We start from the raw sequence: 20,727 nt of genomic DNA on the forward strand, positions 1-20,727 counted from the left end.
AATGAATATAAACGAAGTTATAAATTATGCTAAAAGCAAAAATTTAGATACAATAGAGGCGTTACTAATACTTGAATTAATTTTAAAAACAAGAAAAGAATTAATAATTGCAAATATAAAAAAAAGCTTAACAAAAACAGAAAAAAAACTTTTTTTTGATCAAATAGATAAAATAGGAAAAGGAATTCCTATTCACTACATACTTCAAAAGAAAGAATTTATGGGAATTGAATTTAGCCTAAACAAGCATGTATTAATCCCAAGATTTGATACAGAATGTTTGGCTGAAGAAGCCTTAATTCAAATCCAACAAAATAGTTTTAAAAAAATATTAGATTTATGCTGTGGCAGCGGATGCATAGGGCTTTCGATTGCCTATTACATGAGGAAAAAAGTAATACTCTCAGATATTTCAACAAAAGCTTTACAAATAGTTGAAAAAAATACAAAAAATCTCAAACTTGAAAAATTTGTAGAAATAATTCACTCTAATTTGCTAAAATGTATAAAGGGAAAGCTTGATATAATTATTACAAATCCTCCTTATTTAAACAAAAAAGAATTAGAAATAAAAAATAAAATAAAAAAAGAACCCACAAAAGCTCTTTTGGGATTTGGAAAAGATGGGCTTAATATTTCTAGAAAAATATTAAGCCAAGCAAAAGAAAAGCTTAACCCAAATGGTCTAATAATAATAGAATCAGCCCCTTGGCAAATAAAAAGCTTGAAAGATTTTGCAATCAAAAAAGGATTTTTGCATTTAAAAACAATCTACGATCTTGAAAAGAGAGCAAGGGCACTGATATTAGGACAAAGAGATGATACAAGCATACGAAATTGCACACTTAATAAAGATAAATGATCTTGAAAAAGCTAGAAATATTTTTAAAAAAACTGTTGAGAATACTTACAAAAATGAATTTGAACGAAAAAACATATTTAAAGCTCTAGAAATAGCAGAACAGCTCCACTATGGCCAATACAGAGAAAGTGGAGAGCCTTACATTATTCATCCAATAATGGTTTCATTATTTCTTGCCAAATTTCAACTAGACTTTAAAGCAACCATTGCTGGACTACTGCATGACGTACTTGAAGATACAAATGTTGAGAAAGAAGAAATAGTAAAAGAATTTGACGAGGAAATTTTAAGTTTAATAGACGGTGTAACCAAAATTCATGATTTACATAACAAAACAAGAAGCATAAAAGAGGCTAATACTATCTCAAAAATGTTTTTTGCAATGACACACGACATTAGAATAATAATAATAAAACTGGCGGACAAACTTCATAATATGACAACTCTCTCTTATTTGCCTAAAAACAGACAAGACAGGATTGCAAAAGATTGCCTTTCAACTTACGTTCCAATAGCAGAACGCCTTGGAATTTCATCTCTTAAAACATATCTTGAGGATCTTTCGTTTAAGCATCTTTATCCTAAAGATTATAAAGAAATAAAAAATTTTTTATCTGAAACAAAAATAGAAAGAGAAAAAAAATTATACAAAGGCAAATTATCAATAGAAAAAGAACTTCAAAAAAGCGGAATTGAAGCAGAAATTACAGTAAGATCAAAACACTTTTATTCAATATTTAGAAAAATGCAAACAAGAACAAACAAACTTACTCAAATTTTTGATACTCTAGGAATAAGAATAATTTGTAAAAAACAAAAAGAATGTTATGAGATATTAGAAATTGTTCACAGGGTGTGGAAACCAATCCCAGGAAGACTTAAAGACTACATTGCAAGCCCAAAAGAAAATAAATATCAATCACTACATACTACCGTAAGAATACCCGAGGATAACCAGCTTATTGAAATACAAATTCGAACAGAAGAAATGGACAGAATTGCTAATTATGGAGTTGCAGCCCACTGGATATATAAAGAACAAATTGAACTTAAAGCTGATGATCTTTCATTCATAAACCGAATAAAAAAATGGCAACAAGAATCAGCCAACAAAAGTCAATATTCAATGAATGACATACATAAAGAGCTATTAAATACATTCATATATGTTTACACCCCAGAAGGGGAAGTGGTAGAGCTTCCCTTTGGATCAAATTCAATTGATTTTGCATACATAATTCATACAGACATTGGAGATCAGGCTCTTTATGCAAAAATAAATGGAAAAATAAGCTCAATCACAAAACCACTTAAAAACGAACAAATTGTTGAAATATTCACCTCAAAAGACTCAAAACCGGATGTAATATGGCTAAACAGCGTAAGAACAAAAAAGGCCCGATCAAAAATTAGATCATGGCTTAACAAAAATGACAACACAATTTTTGTAGACAACAATATTATTGCATATCTTGTTGGAGCAAACAAAGAGCAAAGAAAGCTTTTCAGCTTATTTAAATCTTATACAAAAACAAAAATAAAAAGAATTGCAATAGACCCTGAATGCAGTCCAACAACAGGTGAAGATATTATTGGAATAATACATAAAGACGAAATCATAGTGCACAATGAAAATTGTCAAAAACTTAAATCTTATAAAAAAACTCAATTGATTGAAGTTGAGTGGGAAGCAACACCGACTAGAAAAGTGCATCACATTATTTTGCTTTTAAAAGAACTAAAAGGAATATTTAGTTATCTTGAAAACATTTTCACACTCAATGACGTAAGACTTATTAGCGAAAAAATAGAAGACTGCGGAAATGGTCACGGAATAACAAATATAATAGTCTCATCAAATACTAAAAATATAACAAAAATTATTTCTGCTTTAAAAGAAAACCCAAATATCTTACAAATAATGCAAATAGAAGAAGATATTAAAAATTATGATAATTAATATATTGTTATTAGTGTTATTGCTTAGCTCAGTAGGCTCCACTATTGTGCCAAATAAAATGGAAAAAAATGTATTCAATTCAAGCAATAAAATTACAAACATAGAAACTGAAAAGAGTATAAAAACGCACATTAGAAAAATTAATCAACTAAATGAAAGACAAGAAAAAATAATAAACACTTTTAATTATATAAAAAAATATTTTAATACAAATGAAATTAAATATATGGAATATTCTTTACAAGAAATTGGATTTATTGGGTATTCACAAAAAATAATACATTCTAAAATTAAAGGGAAAAACGCAAATACTTACAATATAATTATTCCAATTAAAATACAAAATAATTTAAAAAATAATTTAGCAATTGGAATTGCAATTGAGCTTTTAAATAAACTTAAAAATACTAATCCTAAAAACAACATAAATTTTTTTTTTGTTGAGGATGATTCTTTAGAACAAAATACAATAATTAGTAGCAGGATTTTACTTAGCAATAAGTATTTAGAGAAAAATACAAACACAATATACTTAATGTTAAACGAAAATAGAATAAAAAATAAAATTTACTTAGAAAATGAATCTTTCATAACAAATTCAAAAACAAATTTAGGATTTTTAAAAGCTATTATAAAAACCTTTGAAAATAATAAACTTGATTTTAATACATCAAAAATAACTGAAAAAAAATCAAACAATTTATACAATCTATATCGTGATGAATCTATACCCTTTTTAATAATAAATAATAATTTAAACCCTATATTGGCTCGAAATAAAAATACTATTTTTGAAATTTACAAATCAATCGAAGAAGCATTAACTAGTGAGTACAAAAGTAAAAATACCAATGAAACACACTACATCGTAATTGATACATCTTTTAAAAAAATAATAATTAATGAAATTGCTTTAATAGCATTAATCTACATTTGTTATAATTTAATTATAATTGTATTTATTAGAAAATTTAAAGAAGCCGGTTTAGTTATGAAAAAAGTAAAAAATAATTACTACAAACTAGTAAGATTGTTTTTTACTTTATTTGTAAGCACCTATCTGTCCTTATTGCTTACAAATAAAATATTTGCAGACTATGAGAACACAACTGTTTACAGTATCACAAATCCCAAATATCTAATAACTTTTTTTGCAACTTTACTCATACATAATCTTTTGTCTCTTTTTACATATAATTTCACAATATATTTAAATTATAGACAACTTAAATACCTGGCAATATCAACCTCTATTATTGAACTAATAATATTAATGTTTATTAAAATAGAATTTATCTTAATAATTATCATAAAAAGCATTTTATTGTTAATAAAACCAAATAAAAATACTATTTTTCGGAAAATAGTGGTATTAATCATTTGGATAATCAATTTTGTATTAATAGCATTAATACAAAATACTACAGCAATCAAAAATATACTTACACTAAGCTATCTAATATCAATTTGTCTTTTCTCTACCATATTTATTAATATCTCAAAACATTTAAAATCCAAACTCCCAAAAATTAAACAAAATTTAAAAAAAGCTGAAAAACTTGGTCTTATAACTTTTTTTTTAATAGCCACAATCATAGTATCTAACAATATTGATAAAAAAGAACATGCAATGCAAATAGAACAAACAGTTAGCTTTCCAGAAAAAATAAATAAAATAAAAATTGAATATCAAAAAAACAAGAAACATCCTATCCAAATAATTTCAAATGACTTTAACCTAACTTTACAAGCAAACGAAAAAATATTAAAAACCAATATTGAAGCTGATGATGAGCTAATGAATATTAATTTTAAAAAAATAGATATAGCAGAAAGGGCTGTTTATAGCATCGATTTGATTACTCAAAAAATTGCAAATCAAATCGAACTGCATTTTAAAAACGCATCTAAACTAATAATTTATCAAAGCAATACTCCTTATAAAATATTAGCTAATAAAATTATCTTTTCGCTTAAAAACATTAACTCTAAAAAAACAACAATTGCATTTACTCTTAAATCTCAAGATAACATAGCATATGAAGCATTTGCAAATATTCATATTAAAAAAAATCAAGTTAAAATTTATAATAAAGCCAATAATACAGAAGAAAAAAATATAAAAATAAATTATTCTTACAAAATCAAATATTCAGGAATATTGCCCAAAGCAGAAAAATACAAAAATCTCGAATACTTCAAACTAAAAGATGATAAAGAGATTGAAAATCTAAAAAATTTAAAATTAAATTAATCTAAATTACTCTTCAAAATTAATTCTTTTTTTTCTATTAATAAAACTTTGAAAAGCATAGTCGATTAAATTATCTACTAGGTCTTTAAACTGAAGACCATCATTACTACACATTTTAGCAAACATAGATATATCAGTAAATCCTGGAATAGTGTTTATTTCATTAAGATAAATAGTTCCTGATTTTTTTTCAACAAAAAAATCAATTCTTGCCATACCTCTGAGTTCTAGATTCTTATAAGCAAGAAAGGCATATTCTTTAATGCTTAACAACTGGTTTGTTTCAAGATGTGCAGGAATATTAAAAATAATAGAATTACCAGGAATAACAGAATATTTAGCATCATAATCATAAAATATAAAATCTTGCACAACAACTTCTCCAGGAGAAAATATTTTCATCTTTTCATTCCCAATAATAGAACATTCGATCTCTCTAGCCTCAATAAACTTCTCTATTACAATGGTAAGGTCATACTTTAAAGCCTCTTTAATAAAAGATTCAATCTGATTTTCACTGTAAGCTACATTTATTCCAATTGAAGAGCCTAATACTGCAGGCTTAACAATAACAGGATAGCCTAAAACCTCCTTTACACTTCTTTTTACTTCCTCTTTATCTAAAAAATAATCATGTTGTCTAAATCCAATAAAAGGCACCAGGGGGATATCAAAACTTTTAAGCAAAAGTTTGCAAAAATACTTATTACTAGAAATAGCGCTCCCTATAATACCAGCACCAACACAAGGAATATCCATAACTTTTAAAATTCCTTGAATAGCACCATCCTCACCAGTTCTTCCATGAACAACAGGGAAAACAACATCAATCTCAAGATTTTTGTTATTTGCAAAAATTCCAAGTCCCGGCAATAAACTAACAATGGGCAAAACATCTGTATTAATGGACTCTGGAGGATTGGAAACAGAATCTAATAAATACCAAACACCTGTACATTTATCAATATAAACAGGATAAATATTGTATTTATTTAGATCTAAAAGAGCCAAATAAATGCTATAAGCAGATTTGCAAGAAATTTCATGCTCAAAAGAAACGCCACCAAATATCAACATAAGATTTTTTTTCAAATCAATTCTCCTTTTCTGATTTTTCTAAACTTAAAATAGCATTTTTAACTACCTCTTGTTCATTCCAAAAAATTTCTCTATTTTTATAAATTATTGAACTTTCATGACCTTTGCCCAAAGTTACAACCAAATCTCCCGCCTTTGCAAGACTTATTGCTTTTTCAATAGCTTGCTTTCTATCAGGAATAAAAAATAAATCCTGATTTACAACTTTATTCTCAATTCCTTTTGCAATGTCTTTAATTATACACATACTATCCTCGCCTCTTGGATCTTCATCGCAAAGTACTATTAAATCAGAATAAACATCTGCAATTTGCCCTTGCAAAAATCTTTTCTCAATATCTCTTTCTCCCGCAGAGCCAAAAACAGAAATCAATCTATTGGTAGCAAATCTTTTAAAAATAGGAAAAAGTTTAGAAAAAGAACCGGGAGTATGAGCATAATCAATTATTACCGAAAAATTTTGCCCTAAATTAATACTATCCATACGCCCATCAAGACTTTTAATACAAATAAGTTTGTCAACAATATCTTGAATATCACTATTTAAAATTTGAGAAACTAAAATAAGAGCAGCCATTAAATTCTCAATATTAAAGCTCCCAAGTAGGTTGACATTAGCAAAATATTTAATCCCCTTGTGATAAAATTCAAACCTAGTAGAATCGGTTTTCTCATCAATAAAACTGACAAAAAAATCCGCTTTACTACTTTTTAAGCTATAAGTAAAAGATTTTTTAACAGCATTCTTAAAATCAGAAGAATAAAAGTCATCAAGATTAATAACCCCAAAACCAGCATCATCACTAACAGCCCGGAAAAGACCTAACTTGACATTTAAATAATTTTGAATTGTACTATGAAATTCAAGATGCTCATGTCCAATATTGGTAAAAACAGCTGCAAAATAATTAACATCAATAAGCCTCGCTGTTTCAAGGTCAAGTCCGTGGGAAGTAGATTCAAGAATTGCATATTGAACTTCATTTTTAACCATATTGAATAAAAATGAATGTATTTCTGTGGACTCGGGAGTTGATTGTCTGTAAGGATTTTTAATCAAGCTCCCACTACCGTCATCAAAAAATACCGTCGATATAAAACCTACCTTAACACCCTTTTTTTTTAAAAGAAGATATATATAATAACAAACAGAACTTTTACCGTCAGTACCAGTTACTCCTATGACTTTTAATTTTTTTGAAGGCTCATCATAAAAAATATTTGAAAAATTAGACATAAATTTTCTTATATTAAAATCATCTACCTTAATATAAGTAACATCGGAGCTGTAAAAATCCAAATCTCGTGAACACACAATAACATTACTACCCCTTTGAATTGCAATTTCAATAAAATCATGTCCATCAAAATGAATTCCTGGAAGAGCAAAAAACACAAACCTGGGTAAAACCAATTTAGAACTATAAGTAACTCCTGATATTTCTAAATCAAGAGAACCTTTTACGCATTTTATTAAATTTTGGTCTAACTTTAATAAAACTTCATTAAGCTTTTTATTCATACATTAAAATTTTACATAAAACTAATAAAAATAGCTAAGAAATTTAAAATTATGCTTCAATAGAAAATATATTTACAATTTTCTATTTTTTTAATAAACTAAGCAATGTTACAAGGCGCTGTACCCAAGTGGCTAAGGGAGAAGTCTGCAAAACTTTGATTCGCCGGTTCGATTCCGGTCAGCGCCTTCTAAGGGCAAGTTAAAAATATTTTTATACTTAAAGGCATAACTTAAAGCATTTTTATTAAAGATAAATTAAAATAATACATATATGTTAGAATTAATCATAATACTACTATTTATAATATTATCTGCTATTTTCTCAGCATCTGAAACAGCTTATACTTCATTAAGCATAATTCAGATACAAGACATAAGGAAAAAAGGAAAGTCGGGAATATCAGTGTACAACTTGGTTCAGTCTCCTTCAAAATTAATTACTACTATTCTTATCGGAAACAATATATCAAACATTGTAGCAAGTACACTTACAACAAAATTTGTACTTGAAAAATACGGAAACAGCGCGCTTGCAATATCAACGGGCTTAATAACAATAATCGTTCTAATTTTTGCAGAAATACTTCCAAAACAAATTGCAATTCTAAATAATGAAATAATTGCTCTATCTACTTCATTTTTTTTAAAGCCATTAATTTTTATATTTAGTCCATTAATATATATAATAAACAAAATAATAAAAAAAATATTAAATCTCTTTAAAGTTAAAACTAGCTCCCAAATGACTAAAGAGAGCATAAAAAATATGCTCTCTTTAGCAGGAAGTTTAGGAATTTTAAAAAATGACTCTAGAATATTTATGCAAAAAATGTTAGACATAGATCAAGTAAGGGCTTCTGAAATCATGACTCACAGAACAGAAGTTTTTTCACTCTCAAGCTCATCAAAGCTAAAAGATGTAATCAAATTGATTAAAGAAGAAGGATACTCTAGAATTCCCATATACAAAGGACAAAGCAGAGAACAAATAATTGGGATCTTAATAGCTAAAGACCTCATAGAAGTCAATAAAAAAGATATGAATAAAAACGTTTCTCAATTTATTAAACCGGCTGTATTTGTACAACAAAACAAAAGAATAAAAGATATACTAGATATTATGAGAAAAAAACAAAAACTAATGGCAATCGTAATCGATGAGTATGGTGGTTTTTCAGGAATACTTACAATAGAAGATATAGTAGAAAAAATTTTTGGAGCAATATCTGACGAATACGACATTAAAGAGGAAAAGCCTCTAATTACTCAAATCAATGAGAATACTTACTCAATACTTGGAGAAACTACTTTCGACGAGATTGAAGAGGCAATTGGGATATCTATTAAACATAAAGAATATACAAATACAATTGGAGGGTATTTAATAGATCTACTTGACAAAATACCAACAAAAAACGAAACCGTAAAAACAAATGATGGAGAATATTTTATTAAGGAAATTCAGAATAATAAAATTGAAACAATAACTTTTATAAAATCCCAAAAGTAGTGACAAAATTCGCTTAATAAAAATAATTTAAAACATTAGGAGAAACAAATGTTTGACATAAAACAAATTTTTAATAAAACTTACGAGTATTTAATAATTATTATTACTTTAATATTAATATCAATAATAGTTATTGCAAACATATTCATAGTAGGACCATCAGAAGAAGCAATTGTACTTCGCCTTGGTAAGCTTAACAGAACTCTTGATTCAGGAATACATGTCAAGATTCCATTGATTGAAGAAAAATTTATTGTACCCGTAAAAATAGTCCAAGAAATTAAATTTGGATTTCTAATATCTCCAAACGATATTAGAGAAAATGATAATGCAAGCGACGAAGGTAGGATTATCACTGGAGATTTAAATATCATAAACATTGAGTGGCTAGTGCAATACAAAATAAGAGATCCTTATTCATTCAAGTTTAAAGTAGAAGATCCTGAAACAACAATTAAAGATATTGCAAAGTCATCAATGAATAGATTGATTGGAGATAATACTATTTTCGAAATAATAAATGATAACAGAGTGGGAGTAACAGAAGGTGTAAAGTCTTCTATGAATGAAATAATAGATAATTATAATTTAGGCATTGATGTAGTTCAAGTACAAATTAGAAATGCCCTACCTCCAAAAGGAAAAGTTTACGAAGCCTTTGAAGATGTAAATATTGCCATTCAAGACAAAAATAAATACATAAACGAAGGAAAAAAAGAATTTAATCAAATAGTTCCCAAAATCAAAGGTGAAGCATTAAAGGTTATTGAAGAAGCCAGAGGATACAAAGAAAGCAGAATAAACAATGCATTAGCAGACACAGAAATTTTTAATGCCATACTAGACGCTTACTTGAAAAATCCCGATATTACAAAAGAAAGGCTTTACAATGAAACCATGAAAGAAATACTTGAAAACAAAGATAACATTGAATTAATTGACAAAAACTTCAAAAATTTTCTACCATTTAAAGAGGTAAAATAAATGAAATTTATAATAAATTTTTTATTATCTACTCTAAAGATTATAACCTTTACAGTAATAGTTTGTTTGGCTGTTTTGTCTATTTTCCAACCAATTTATATCTTGAAAGAAAATGAAATTTCAATAACCACTCGACTTGGAAAAATTCAAAGAACTGAAAATTTAGCTGGACTTAAATATAAAATCCCATTAATTGAAAATGTGCAAATATTTCCCAAAATAATTCTTAGATGGGATGGAGAACCTCAAAGAATCCCAACAGGGGGTGAAGAAAAGCAATTAATATGGATTGATACAACTGCTAGATGGAAAATTGCAGACATAAATAAATTTTATACAACAATAAAAACAATGAGTAGAGCTTACATTAGAATTGATGCAGCAATTGAACCTGCTGTTAGGGGAGTTATCGCAAAATACCCTTTGCTTGAAATTATAAGAAGCTCAAACGATCCTATTCAACGTTTGTCTAACGGAATACTCACCCCGCAAGAAACAAAAATTAATGGTATTTATAAAATAACAAAAGGACGAAAGATAATCGAAAAAGAAATAATTAATATAGCAAACAACAATACCAAGGATATTGGAATTGAAATTGTAGACGTACTAATAAGAAAAGTTACTTATGATCCAAGCCTTATTGAATCTGTAAACAACAGAATGATTTCAGAAAGACAACAAATCGCAGAAGAACAAAGAAGCATAGGATTGGCTGAAAAAACAGAAATTCTTGGGAGCATAGAAAAAGAAAAACTGAAAATATTAAGCGAAGCAAAAGCCACTGCTGCAAAAATAAAAGCTGAAGGAGATCGAGAAGCCGCAAAAATTTATTCAAATGCATACGGCAAAAATATTGAATTTTACAAATTCTGGCAGGCATTAGAAAGTTATAAAGCAGTATTAAAAGATAAAAGAAAAATTTTCTCAACAGATATGGATTTCTTTCGATATCTTCACAAAAGAAATTGAAAGTTTATTAGTATAAATTTTTTCTTTAAATATCTGTAAAATACAAATTCTAAATTCTGTTATTATTCATTAAATAGCATTACAAATCTTTATTTAAATTTTTTTTAAAAAAACCATTTAAAAAATACTCAAATAATATATACTGCACACCTTTTAAAAAATTAATTAAATTTATAGAATTGTCCATTTTAAAACCTAAAAGCTAGTTATAAATCATTTTTTAGTACTGCATTTGAAAGCTAAAATTTAAAAAGAGTTGACAAACATATATACTTATGAAAAAATTAAGGTACTAGAATAAAAATGCTGCTGTAGCTCAGTTGGTAGAGCATAGGACTGAAAATCCTTGTGTCAGGAGTTCGATTCTCCTCGGCAGCATACATTTATTTAAATTATAATCGTCGCTGTAGCTCAGTTGGTAGAGCATAGGACTGAAAATCCTTGTGTCAGGAGTTCGATTCTCCTCGGCGACATTTATTTAAAGATTAAAAGGATCTCAAAGTGATACTTAAAGAAATAAAGCAAATAAAAGATCTAAACGAACAAGACATAATTTTTGCAAGAATAGGAAACTTATCAAAACTTGGCACAAGAATAAATGAAAAAATCATTAAAATACTTTCTAAGGGCAATACGCCATACATTCCTGTACTTAAAAAAGAAGAAGATGAATCATATGAGGACCTGATAAAAAAAATAAATGAAGAAATTTTAAATGACGATCTTAACTATTTAAGAGAAAAGCTAATAGATAATCTAAAAGATGTATACAAGCCCTTTAAGGAAGACGACCCAATATTTATTACCAAGGGTAAAAAACCGCTCATGAAAATAAATACATTGATGGAAGCTGAGCCCAATCAAATTTATTGGAAAGAAATATTGGAAGGAAGCTTTAAAATACTTCCAAGACATAAAATAACATCTTTGCAAAAAATTTTATTAGAAATATATCATTATTTTGATGTTAAAAAGCTTAGAACAAAAGAAAACCTTAAAGATAAAAAAACTTTAAAAAAATTATATTTATATTCTGCTAGAAGAGACTATGAATTTTTAAAAGGAAAAGTCAAAACAGAGGGTGATTCAATACTACTACATTCAGTCGATACAACAATTTACTTTTTAATCACAATTGCAAATTTAAACAAAATAAGGTCTTTAAAAAATGCACCTCGTTCAACTATTAAATTTTTTCTTGATAAAACTGAATATACCGAATTTACAGAATTTTTTTATGCAGAAGACATGATACTACAAGCCGCACTTGGATCTTTGCTGCACTCAATAGGATTAATGCATATAACAATACTAGAAAATATAGGAAATAAAATAAGCCTTAAAGACAAAAATTTAAAAGAACATCACAAATTAAAAATAGAACACTTGGAGAAAAATATTAACATTGCTAAAAATTTGTTTAGAATAAGAGAAGATATTTCAGCTATTACAAAAATGATAATAAGTGGGCAAAAAGACTACCTTGATGCTACTGGACATCCACAGCTAAAAATCAACAAATTTGTTCATGAGCTTGTTAGAATTTTTTGTATAGTAGACACTTACGATGAATTAGTAAATCCAATAATAACCAAAGAAAGCGCTAGCCCTTTAGAGGCTGTTAAATTCTTAATAGAAAATAGTGGAAAATACTATTGGAGCAGAAAAGAGCCAAAAGAGCAAACAAAGAATAAAAAATTTGACATTAAAATGCTAGAAAATTTTTTAACAATACTTGCACCTTTTGACTATGGGCAAATAGTACATGTAAACAAAAAAAATAATAATGAAAATCTTTTTCAAGCTGCTGTTATGGAATACAAAACTAGCATTATACCAAATCTGTCTATAATAAACAAAAAAAACCAAACTTACAAAATAGAAGAAATAATAATGGATCTTGAGAACAAAGAAATTTTAATAAAAGATGCAAATGGAAATTATAAAAAAAATCCTTTAAAAAATGCGGATGATTTTGTAATAAAAAACAGCATTCCAGAATTAAATAAAAATGAAATTCAACTTATTCTCTTTAGTTATGGAAAAAAATAAATCCTACAATATTCTCAAAAAAATAAGCTTTGATCCCCCATACCTTTTTAAATTATAAACTGAAAATTTTGATGTATTTATCTTTAAATCTTCACTAGCAGGATAATGCATAATGACATTAACTTTATCATTTAAAATTTTACCCTTTAAAATAATTTCAAGCAAATTAATCTTATTTTTATAATTAAAAGGGGGATCAAGATAAATAAAATCATAAAAAAGATCTTTTTTACCCAAAAAATCCTCTGCTCTTTGAAAAAAGAATTTATAAAATTCCTCAACAAAACTAAAATTCTTAACTAATGTAATTTTAATTTTTCTATTACATTCAACAAGATGGACAAGGCTAGCTCCCCTACTAAGAGCTTCAATAGACATTATACCAGTCCCTGCAAAAACATCCAAAAATTTTGAGTTAACAATATCCTTGAAAATAATAGAAAAAAAGGCCTCTCTAACAAGAGACATTACAGGGCGAACAGAACCATTTTTGGGAAACAAAATTTTTTTACCTTTATATTTACCCGAACTTACATACATAAATAAAAATTTTAAAACAATTTTTAAAAACAATGAATATATAAAATTAAATTTTTGCTATAATCTTATTTCAAGAGAGAAAAATATGAAAGGCATTATTCTAGCGGCTGGGTATGGAACAAGATTTTTACCAATAACGAAAACAATTCCAAAAGAAATGCTACCAATTTTAAACAAACCAGCCATAGATTATATTATTGAAGAATTTATCGATTCAGGAATAAAAGATATTTTATTAATAAACTCAAGACGAAAAAAAGTTCTTGAAGATTATTTTGACAGAGAAATTGAACTTGAAAATATTTTTTTAAAAGAAAATAAAAAAGATGAATTAGAAAAGATTAAAAGCAAAAAAATTAACATAAGCTTCATAAGACAAAAAGAAATGCTAGGCACAGGAAATGCCCTGCTTTATGCAAAGCCCTGGATAAATAAAGAGCCTGTAATTGTAGCTTACCCTGACGATCTTCACATTGGAAATCCACCATTAAGCTTACAATTGATAAAACTTTATGAAAAAACTGGAAAGAACATAATATCTGTCATTGAAAATCCAGAAAATATAAATAGATATGGAGTAATAAATATCTACAAAGACGAAATCCATGTAAAAAACATTGTTGAAAAACCAAAAATTGGAAGCGAGCCTAGCAATAAAGCATCTATTGGAAGATTTCTGTACAATTATGAGTTTTTTGAACATTTAGAAGAAGGATTCAAACTGCATCAAAAAGGTGAATACTACCACATTTATGCTTTAAAAAAGCTAATGGATCAAAAAAAAGTATTATATAAAAATATTGAGGGAAAAAGAATTGACATAGGAACTCTTGAGGGTTATCTAGAGGCAATAATAAACTCTGCCAAAAAAGATAAAAATTTAATGGAAATTATAAAAAAAGGAATAAATGAAAACAATTAAAAAGGATTCAGAATTTTATGATTCCCTTACCTCATTAAAAAAGTATATAAACAAATATATAGAAGAAAAAGTTTTAAAATATAGCATTTCTTCCCAGCTTTACAAATTAAAAAACCCTGAAATAATTGAACTTATCAAAATTAGCAATGATTACGAAAAAGAAAAAAATGTATTTAATACTTCACTTGAAGAATACTACTACAAAAAAACTCAAAATGAAGTAATTAAAAAATGGATATTAGAAATAGTAAGAAGCAAAAATTTTAGCCAAATAAACAAAGAAGCGAATCTAAACACCAAAAAACTGGGAACAACATATAAACTAAAATCTAGCAACTTTTTAAAACTACTTGAAATACAAAATAGCCCTTATTATTCTCAAGAAAAAAAAGACATTTACAAGCAAATTATATTAAATTTTTCTAGTAATATTAACATTGACAATCTAGAACAAACAATAGACATTCTGGTAGCCGTAAGAAATAAAAATAAAATTAAAATACTAAATATTTTAAATAAAAATTTACAATATCAACCGGAAAATCAAAAAGTTTTTAAATCAAGCCTAACCAATAAAGAAAGTAGGCTAATAAAATTAAAAAGAATGCTAATACTTACATATTGGCCGGTTGGGTGTTTGAGTAAAAAAATTTTTATTAAAATTTTAATAAAACATTACAAATACTTGGAAGAAGAAATTCTAGCACTAAAATACAATGAAATTTTAAACTACTTACGTGCACTAAAAACTTTAAGTCTTAATGAAATTTTTTATAAAGGGTCGAGCAAAAATATTAACTTTAATTATTTTTTTAGCGATTTTACACAATACGCTCCAAAGGATTTTCAAGACACATTAAAGTGTTATTTATATGTAATTGAAAAAACAATAACAAAAAAATATTTAACTTGGTTTTTCAAAGACAAAATATCTAATAATTGGGAATCTTTCATAGATGCACTTGAATACATTGAAAAACATAAATTAATCAATATAAAAGAAAAAATAAAAGAAATTATAACTGCAAAATTTCAAACAGAAGATTTTTTCATATCTTTTGACAAAACAAATTTCAACCCCTATGAAAGCTCAATCTTTAAAGAAAGATACATTAAAAGTACATTTTTAGAAATTATTATGTATTATGTCAAAAAAAATTCTCAGAATATAGAAACTTATGGATGGATTGCATTCTATATTTATGCTGATAAAAAGGATAAAAAAAATTTTTGTCAACACATGAAAGAATTTTTCAAATCTAAAACCTTTGAAATACAAAATCAAATATTTGTATATTTTCTATCTTTTTATCCAAATATTGAATATAGGCATTTCAAATTTATATCAGACATACTCCTCTACCTTGACGAAGATAAAATTACAATACCTAAAAAAATAATCAAAATACAAAAAATAAATCCTAACCAACTAGATTACCAAAAATCATATCTTTTAATAAAATCACTAAAAACAAGATCAAGGATTTTAAAAATTATTCTCAAAAATGTAAGATTTAATCTTATTGAAAAACTGGAAGATGAAAATGAGAAAAAATTATTACCTGCAATATGGTATTTAATATGTTGTGAGAATCTGGTAGAATTAAAAAACAATAAAAAGATAAAATCTAATGAAAAAAATAGTTTATTAGAATTTATTTCTTTTTTCAAAACAAAATTGAAGCAAAAAATAAATTTTAAAAAAAAGAGCTTATGAAAGCTAAAGGCATTTAATCTAAATTAAGTATAATGGGAAAAGAATGAGGATTTATGTATTTTTAAATAGAAATTGCAAGATTTTTATTTTATTTTTAATTTTAATATTTAATTCAAAATTAGCATATTCTCAAAGACTAATTAGAATTGGTAAAGAAGAGATAAAAAACAAAAATTATATTCAAGCAATCGAAACACTTAGCGATGCTATTAAAAAATATCCAAAAGTACAACTTGGCTATTACTTTTTATCAATAGCATACAGAGAAAATAATCAACTAACAGAAGCAGAAGGAGCATTGCTTGATGGAATTGCAGTAGGAGGTGAGATCGATTACATACTATATTATGAATTGGGCAACATAATGTTTAACAGAGGAGAAGGTTACTATCCTTTAGCAATAAAATATTATTCTCATTCTATTAAAAGTAGGCCCAATTATGACAGCGCACTACTAAACAGGGCTAATGCCTATGTTCAACAGGGCAAAATAACATCTAAAGAAAAAGAATATCAAAAGGCCTGGGACTCTTACACTATGGCAATACACGACTACTCTCAATTTATTACCCTTAGATCAAAAACAGAAAAAAAAGACAGCATTTTACTTATAATAAGTTATTTAAGAGATGAAAAAATTAATCTTGAAGAACTTGACAAAAGTTTAAAGGGGAGAACCGAGCACATTGTATACGCAAAAGAAGATAAAAATCAAATACTTAAAGATAGTTTTAAAGACAATCTAGAAACAAATTCTTTAATTGAGCTAGAAAAACTTAATTGGCAAGAGGAGTTATACATAGATGAATAAAAAACATACAAATTTTTCAGTATTATTGCTTTTAATTTTCTTACTTATCTTTTCATTTGGGGGCTTTGGTTACTATATATATCAAAGCAAATTAAATGACAAAAATCGAGAAATAATGCTAAACGAAGTTAAAAATAGCGTAATAGATAGAAACTATAAAAAAGCATATTCTGTTGCAAAACTTCTGCAAGAGAAATATCCCCAAAATGAAGACATCGCAATGCTTACAAATACACTAGCAGAAATTGCCAACAGCAGTCCTTTTGAATCAAACGACTTACAAAGAGATTCTGCGAATCAAATCTTAGAAAAGATCAAAGGTCAAGACAATGCAAAAACAAATGCAAACGAAAATTTTGATATAGCATTTAATAATAGATACATCAAAGACAGCACAATAACAGAAAACTACTCTGACAGAAACGATGATGTTGGCATTGAAGATGAAGACATATCTGAATTTAAAAAAAGCAAAATCCCAGAAAAAATAAAACCAAATACAAACCCAAAAGAAGAAGAAGACCAAACAATACAATCTTCAAATCCTAAATTAAGTGTTAATGACCAAAAAAATTTATTTAATTTAGAAAAACTAAAAAAAAAATTAAGTGAGAAATCAAATAGTAAAAATATTTTAAACAACTCTCAAAAAATAGAAAATGAAAAGCAAAACACAAATTTATCCAAAGAAAAAAATTTAAAGCATATTTTAAAAACTCCAGAAAACAACAAATATTCAAACAATAACAATTCTACATCTTTAAAAAAAATTACTTCAAATCCCCAAAAAGAAAGTGAACTTTCTGCACCTAGTAAAACAATAATAGGAAAAATTCATAGACCATATAGTTATTTAATAAAAAAAGAGCTCTATGAAATATTAGACGATATTAATACCGGGAGAGTCACGCTTGGAAAAAACAGATTAAAAGAATTAATTAAAAAAGGGCTAAGCAATAAATTTCAAAAAGTAAATGAGTTGATTGAAAGTTTAAAAAATAAAGAAGCCTCAAATTTATTATTAACCTTAATAAAAAAAGATATTGAACCAAATCTAATTAATATACCAAAAGATCCTTCCAAAAAAGAAATTTTTCAATTAAATAAAGAAGACAAGAAACCTAAACAACTGAAGGACCTTAAATCTAAGGTTTATTCAATAAAACCCATTGATCTTGAAAACACAAAAACACGTCAACAAGCCATCAAAGATCTAAACGAATTCTTGAAAATCAAACCTAATGACATTCAGGCCTCTAAAACTTTGGCTCAAGCTAATAAAATTCAGCATCAAGAAGACCTTAAATCTAAGGTTTATTCAATAAAACCCATTGATCTTGAAAACACAAAAACACGTCAACAAGCCATCAAAGATCTAAACGAATTCTTGAAAATCAAACCTAATGACATTCAGGCCTCTAAAACTTTGGCTCAAGCTAATAAAATTCAGCATCAAGAAGACCTTAAATCTAAGGTTTATTCAATAAAACCCATTGATCTTGAAAACACAAAAACACGTCAACAAGCCATCAAAGATTTAAACGAATTCTTGAAAATCAAACCTAATGACATTCAGGCCTCTAAAACTTTGGCTCAAGCTAATAAAATTCAGCATCAAGAAGACCTTAAATCTAAGGTTTATTCAATAAAACCCATTGATCTTGAAAACACAAAAACACGTCAACAGGCCATCAAAGATCTAAACGAATTCTTGAAAATCAAACCTAATGACATTCAGGCCTCTAAAACTTTGGCTCAAGCTAATAAAATTCAGCATCAGGAAGACCTTAAGTCTAAGGTTTATTCAATAAAACCCATTGATCTTGAAAACACAAAAACACGTCAACAAGCCATCAAAGATCTAAACGAATTCTTGAAAATCAAACCTAATGACATTCAGGCCTCTAAAACTTTGGCTCAAGCTAATAAAATTCAGCATCAAGAAGACCTTAAATCTAAGGTTTATTCAATAAAACCCATTGATCTTGAAAACACAAAAACGCGTCAACAAGCCATCAAAGATTTAAACGAATTCTTGAAAATCAAACCTAATGACATTCAGGCCTCTAAAACTTTGGCTCAAGCTAATAAAATTCAGCATCAAGAAGACCTTAAATCTAAGGTTTATTCAATAAAACCCATTGATCTTGAAAACACAAAAACACGTCAACAGGCCATCAAAGATCTAAACGAATTCTTGAAAATCAAACCTAATGACATTCAGGCCTCTAAAACTTTGGCTCAAGCTAATAAAATTCAGCATCAGGAAGACCTTAAGTCTAAGGTTTATTCAATAAAACCCATTGATCTTGAAAACACAAAAACACGTCAACAAGCCATCAAAGATCTAAACGAATTCTTGAAAATCAAACCTAATGACATTCAGGCCTCTAAAACTTTGGCTCAAGCTTATGAAAACAATGGAGATTTGTTAAAAGCAGAAAATGCATACGAAAAAATTACCAAACTCACAAATACCCAAGAAGATCACTATAAACTTGGAATCATTAGATTCAAGCTTAAAAAGTATGAACACTCAATAGCATCATTTGATCAAACAATCAAGCTCAATCCAAAACATAAAAAAGCACATAATAATAAAGGAATAGCTTTAATGATGCTAAATAAAAACAAAAAAGCAATAGAATCTTTTGAGAAAGCAATACAAATTGATAAAAATTATAGCACCGCCTACTACCAAAAAGGAATAGCAGAAGAAAAAAATGGTGATATGCAACAAGCATTTGAAAGCTTTAAAAATGCCTACAATCTCGACAAAAAACCAAATTATGCATTAAAAGCCGGAATAGTATCAAACAACTTGGGTAACTTCAAACAAAGTGAAAAGTATTTAAATTTTTTTAATGCCAATGCAAAAACCCCTAACGAAATTGCTATTTACAACCTATCAATAGCAAAATTTGAAAACAACAAACTTGAAGAATCTCTTGAAATGATAAACAAAGCTATCGATTTAAATCCAGAAAAAAATGAATATTTATATTTAAAAGCATCTATAAATCTTAAAAAAGGAAATTATCAAAACGCTATATCACTTTACAGCTTAGTAATTGAAAAAAACCCTGAAAATACTTCAGCCCATATAAACCTAGCAAAAGCATACGAAAAATCAGGAAATAAAAGTCAAGCAATCTCAACTCTTGAAAAGATAATAAACAAAAATAATAAATTGGCCTTAAACAATCTTGGAATACTTTACAAAAAAGAAAAAAATTATCAAAAAGCAATTGAAATTTTTGAAAAAGCAATTATCAATTCAGATATTGAAGCAAAATATAATCTTGCAACCACTCTAATTGAAATTAATGATAACACAAGAGCTAAAGACCTTCTAAAAGAATATACAAAATTAAAACCAAACAATCCAGAAGCCTTACATGCCCTAGGAATAATAGAATATAATGAGAATAACAATGATCAAACGCTAAGAGAACTTATAAAAAAATTTCCAAATTACAAAAAAAATGAAAATATTAAAAAAATAATAGGAATATAAATTTCA

Annotated in this window: 13 protein-coding genes, 3 tRNA genes and 1 pseudogene; 14 read left to right on the top strand and 3 right to left on the bottom strand. The window is 27.1% G+C overall.

Going from position 1 to position 20,727, the window contains the following annotated elements; all coding sequences use genetic code 11:
• Position 1 precedes the first annotated feature (1 nt).
• Genes prmC through QIA00_RS00965 form a run of 3 tightly spaced genes read left to right on the top strand, consistent with a single transcriptional unit; the run spans position 2 to position 5,076 of the window.
• A complete protein-coding gene (gene prmC / locus QIA00_RS00955; protein ID WP_316256949.1) occupies positions 2 to 862 on the top strand; it encodes a peptide chain release factor N(5)-glutamine methyltransferase in 861 nt (286 codons plus the stop codon).
• The gene (gene spoT, locus QIA00_RS00960) at positions 819 to 2,822 is read left to right on the top strand and encodes a guanosine-3',5'-bis(diphosphate) 3'-pyrophosphohydrolase (RefSeq protein ID WP_231014472.1); all 2,004 of its coding nucleotides are present in this window, start codon (positions 819 to 821) and stop codon (positions 2,820 to 2,822) included. Before prmC ends, spoT begins: the two co-directional genes overlap by 44 nt.
• On the top strand, positions 2,812 to 5,076 hold the full coding sequence (locus QIA00_RS00965) for a hypothetical protein (RefSeq protein ID WP_316256950.1): 2,265 nt from the start codon (positions 2,812 to 2,814) through the stop codon (positions 5,074 to 5,076). The genes spoT and QIA00_RS00965 overlap by 11 nt, the downstream gene beginning before the upstream one ends.
• 6 nt (positions 5,077 to 5,082) lie before the next feature.
• Here the strand turns inward: QIA00_RS00965 and QIA00_RS00970 are convergent, their stop codons facing one another.
• Both QIA00_RS00970 and QIA00_RS00975 read right to left on the bottom strand, forming a co-directional pair.
• Positions 5,083 to 6,168: a D-alanine--D-alanine ligase gene (locus QIA00_RS00970; RefSeq protein WP_316256951.1), complete on the bottom strand. Its 1,086-nt coding sequence runs from the start codon at positions 6,166 to 6,168 to the stop codon at positions 5,083 to 5,085.
• 1 nt (position 6,169) lies between these two features.
• Entirely contained in the window at positions 6,170 to 7,696 is a 1,527-nt protein-coding gene (locus tag QIA00_RS00975; RefSeq protein ID WP_316256952.1) for a UDP-N-acetylmuramoyl-L-alanyl-D-glutamate--2,6-diaminopimelate ligase, read from the bottom strand.
• Between the two features lie 114 nt (positions 7,697 to 7,810).
• Between QIA00_RS00975 and QIA00_RS00980 the strand changes: the two genes are divergently transcribed.
• The 7 genes from QIA00_RS00980 (at position 7,811) to QIA00_RS01010 (ending at position 13,214) form a co-directional block, all read left to right on the top strand.
• A tRNA-Cys gene (locus tag QIA00_RS00980) sits at positions 7,811 to 7,883 on the top strand.
• A gap of 84 nt (positions 7,884 to 7,967) precedes the next feature.
• Entirely contained in the window at positions 7,968 to 9,206 is a 1,239-nt protein-coding gene (locus tag QIA00_RS00985) for a hemolysin family protein (protein WP_316256953.1), read from the top strand.
• Positions 9,207 to 9,254: 48 nt separating this feature from the next.
• On the top strand, positions 9,255 to 10,190 hold the full coding sequence (gene hflK, locus QIA00_RS00990; protein WP_316256954.1) for an FtsH protease activity modulator HflK: 936 nt from the start codon (positions 9,255 to 9,257) through the stop codon (positions 10,188 to 10,190).
• A complete protein-coding gene (hflC, locus tag QIA00_RS00995) occupies positions 10,191 to 11,162 on the top strand; it encodes a protease modulator HflC (protein WP_316256956.1) in 972 nt (323 codons plus the stop codon).
• Between the two features lie 305 nt (positions 11,163 to 11,467).
• Positions 11,468 to 11,540: transfer RNA gene (locus QIA00_RS01000), tRNA-Phe, on the top strand.
• Positions 11,541 to 11,562: 22 nt separating this feature from the next.
• A tRNA-Phe gene (locus tag QIA00_RS01005) sits at positions 11,563 to 11,635 on the top strand.
• Between the two features lie 28 nt (positions 11,636 to 11,663).
• Entirely contained in the window at positions 11,664 to 13,214 is a 1,551-nt protein-coding gene (locus QIA00_RS01010; protein ID WP_316256957.1) for an HD-GYP domain-containing protein, read from the top strand.
• A 3-nt stretch (positions 13,215 to 13,217) separates the two neighbouring features.
• Here the strand turns inward: QIA00_RS01010 and rsmD are convergent, their stop codons facing one another.
• Positions 13,218 to 13,787, bottom strand: coding sequence for a 16S rRNA (guanine(966)-N(2))-methyltransferase RsmD (gene rsmD / locus QIA00_RS01015; RefSeq protein ID WP_316256958.1), 570 nt, complete (start codon positions 13,785 to 13,787; stop codon positions 13,218 to 13,220).
• Between the two features lie 52 nt (positions 13,788 to 13,839).
• Here rsmD and QIA00_RS01020 point away from each other — a divergent pair, with 52 nt between their 5' ends.
• The 4 genes and pseudogenes from QIA00_RS01020 (at position 13,840) to QIA00_RS01035 (ending at position 20,721) form a co-directional block, all read left to right on the top strand.
• A complete protein-coding gene (locus tag QIA00_RS01020; RefSeq protein ID WP_316256959.1) occupies positions 13,840 to 14,676 on the top strand; it encodes a UTP--glucose-1-phosphate uridylyltransferase in 837 nt (278 codons plus the stop codon).
• Positions 14,663 to 16,410 (top strand): annotated as a pseudogene (locus tag QIA00_RS01025) (BB_0208 family protein). Before QIA00_RS01020 ends, QIA00_RS01025 begins: the two are co-directional and overlap by 14 nt.
• A gap of 26 nt (positions 16,411 to 16,436) precedes the next feature.
• The gene (locus tag QIA00_RS01030; RefSeq protein WP_316256960.1) at positions 16,437 to 17,204 is read left to right on the top strand and encodes a tetratricopeptide repeat protein; all 768 of its coding nucleotides are present in this window, start codon (positions 16,437 to 16,439) and stop codon (positions 17,202 to 17,204) included.
• Entirely contained in the window at positions 17,197 to 20,721 is a 3,525-nt protein-coding gene (locus QIA00_RS01035; RefSeq protein WP_316256961.1) for a tetratricopeptide repeat protein, read from the top strand. The genes QIA00_RS01030 and QIA00_RS01035 overlap by 8 nt, the downstream gene beginning before the upstream one ends.
• Positions 20,722 to 20,727: the final 6 nt, after the last annotated feature.

This window comes from Borreliella americana, from assembly GCF_032595795.2.
Taxonomy (GTDB): domain Bacteria; phylum Spirochaetota; class Spirochaetia; order Borreliales; family Borreliaceae; genus Borreliella; species Borreliella americana.

Bases quoted from the DNA above. Each gene is read 5' to 3' on its own strand.
- QIA00_RS00975 (WP_316256952.1), bottom strand. From the start codon at position 7,696: ATGAATAAAAAGCTTAATGAAGTTTTATTAAAGTTAGACCAAAATTTA.
- hflC (WP_316256956.1), top strand. From the start codon at position 10,191: ATGAAATTTATAATAAATTTTTTATTATCTACTCTAAAGATTATAACC.
- QIA00_RS00985 (WP_316256953.1), top strand. From the start codon at position 7,968: ATGTTAGAATTAATCATAATACTACTATTTATAATATTATCTGCTATT.
- QIA00_RS01035 (WP_316256961.1), top strand. From the start codon at position 17,197: ATGAATAAAAAACATACAAATTTTTCAGTATTATTGCTTTTAATTTTC.
- prmC (WP_316256949.1), top strand. From the start codon at position 2: ATGAATATAAACGAAGTTATAAATTATGCTAAAAGCAAAAATTTAGAT.
- QIA00_RS01030 (WP_316256960.1), top strand. From the start codon at position 16,437: ATGAGGATTTATGTATTTTTAAATAGAAATTGCAAGATTTTTATTTTA.
- QIA00_RS01020 (WP_316256959.1), top strand. From the start codon at position 13,840: ATGAAAGGCATTATTCTAGCGGCTGGGTATGGAACAAGATTTTTACCA.
- hflK (WP_316256954.1), top strand. From the start codon at position 9,255: ATGTTTGACATAAAACAAATTTTTAATAAAACTTACGAGTATTTAATA.
- QIA00_RS00965 (WP_316256950.1), top strand. From the start codon at position 2,812: ATGATAATTAATATATTGTTATTAGTGTTATTGCTTAGCTCAGTAGGC.
- spoT (WP_231014472.1), top strand. From the start codon at position 819: ATGATACAAGCATACGAAATTGCACACTTAATAAAGATAAATGATCTT.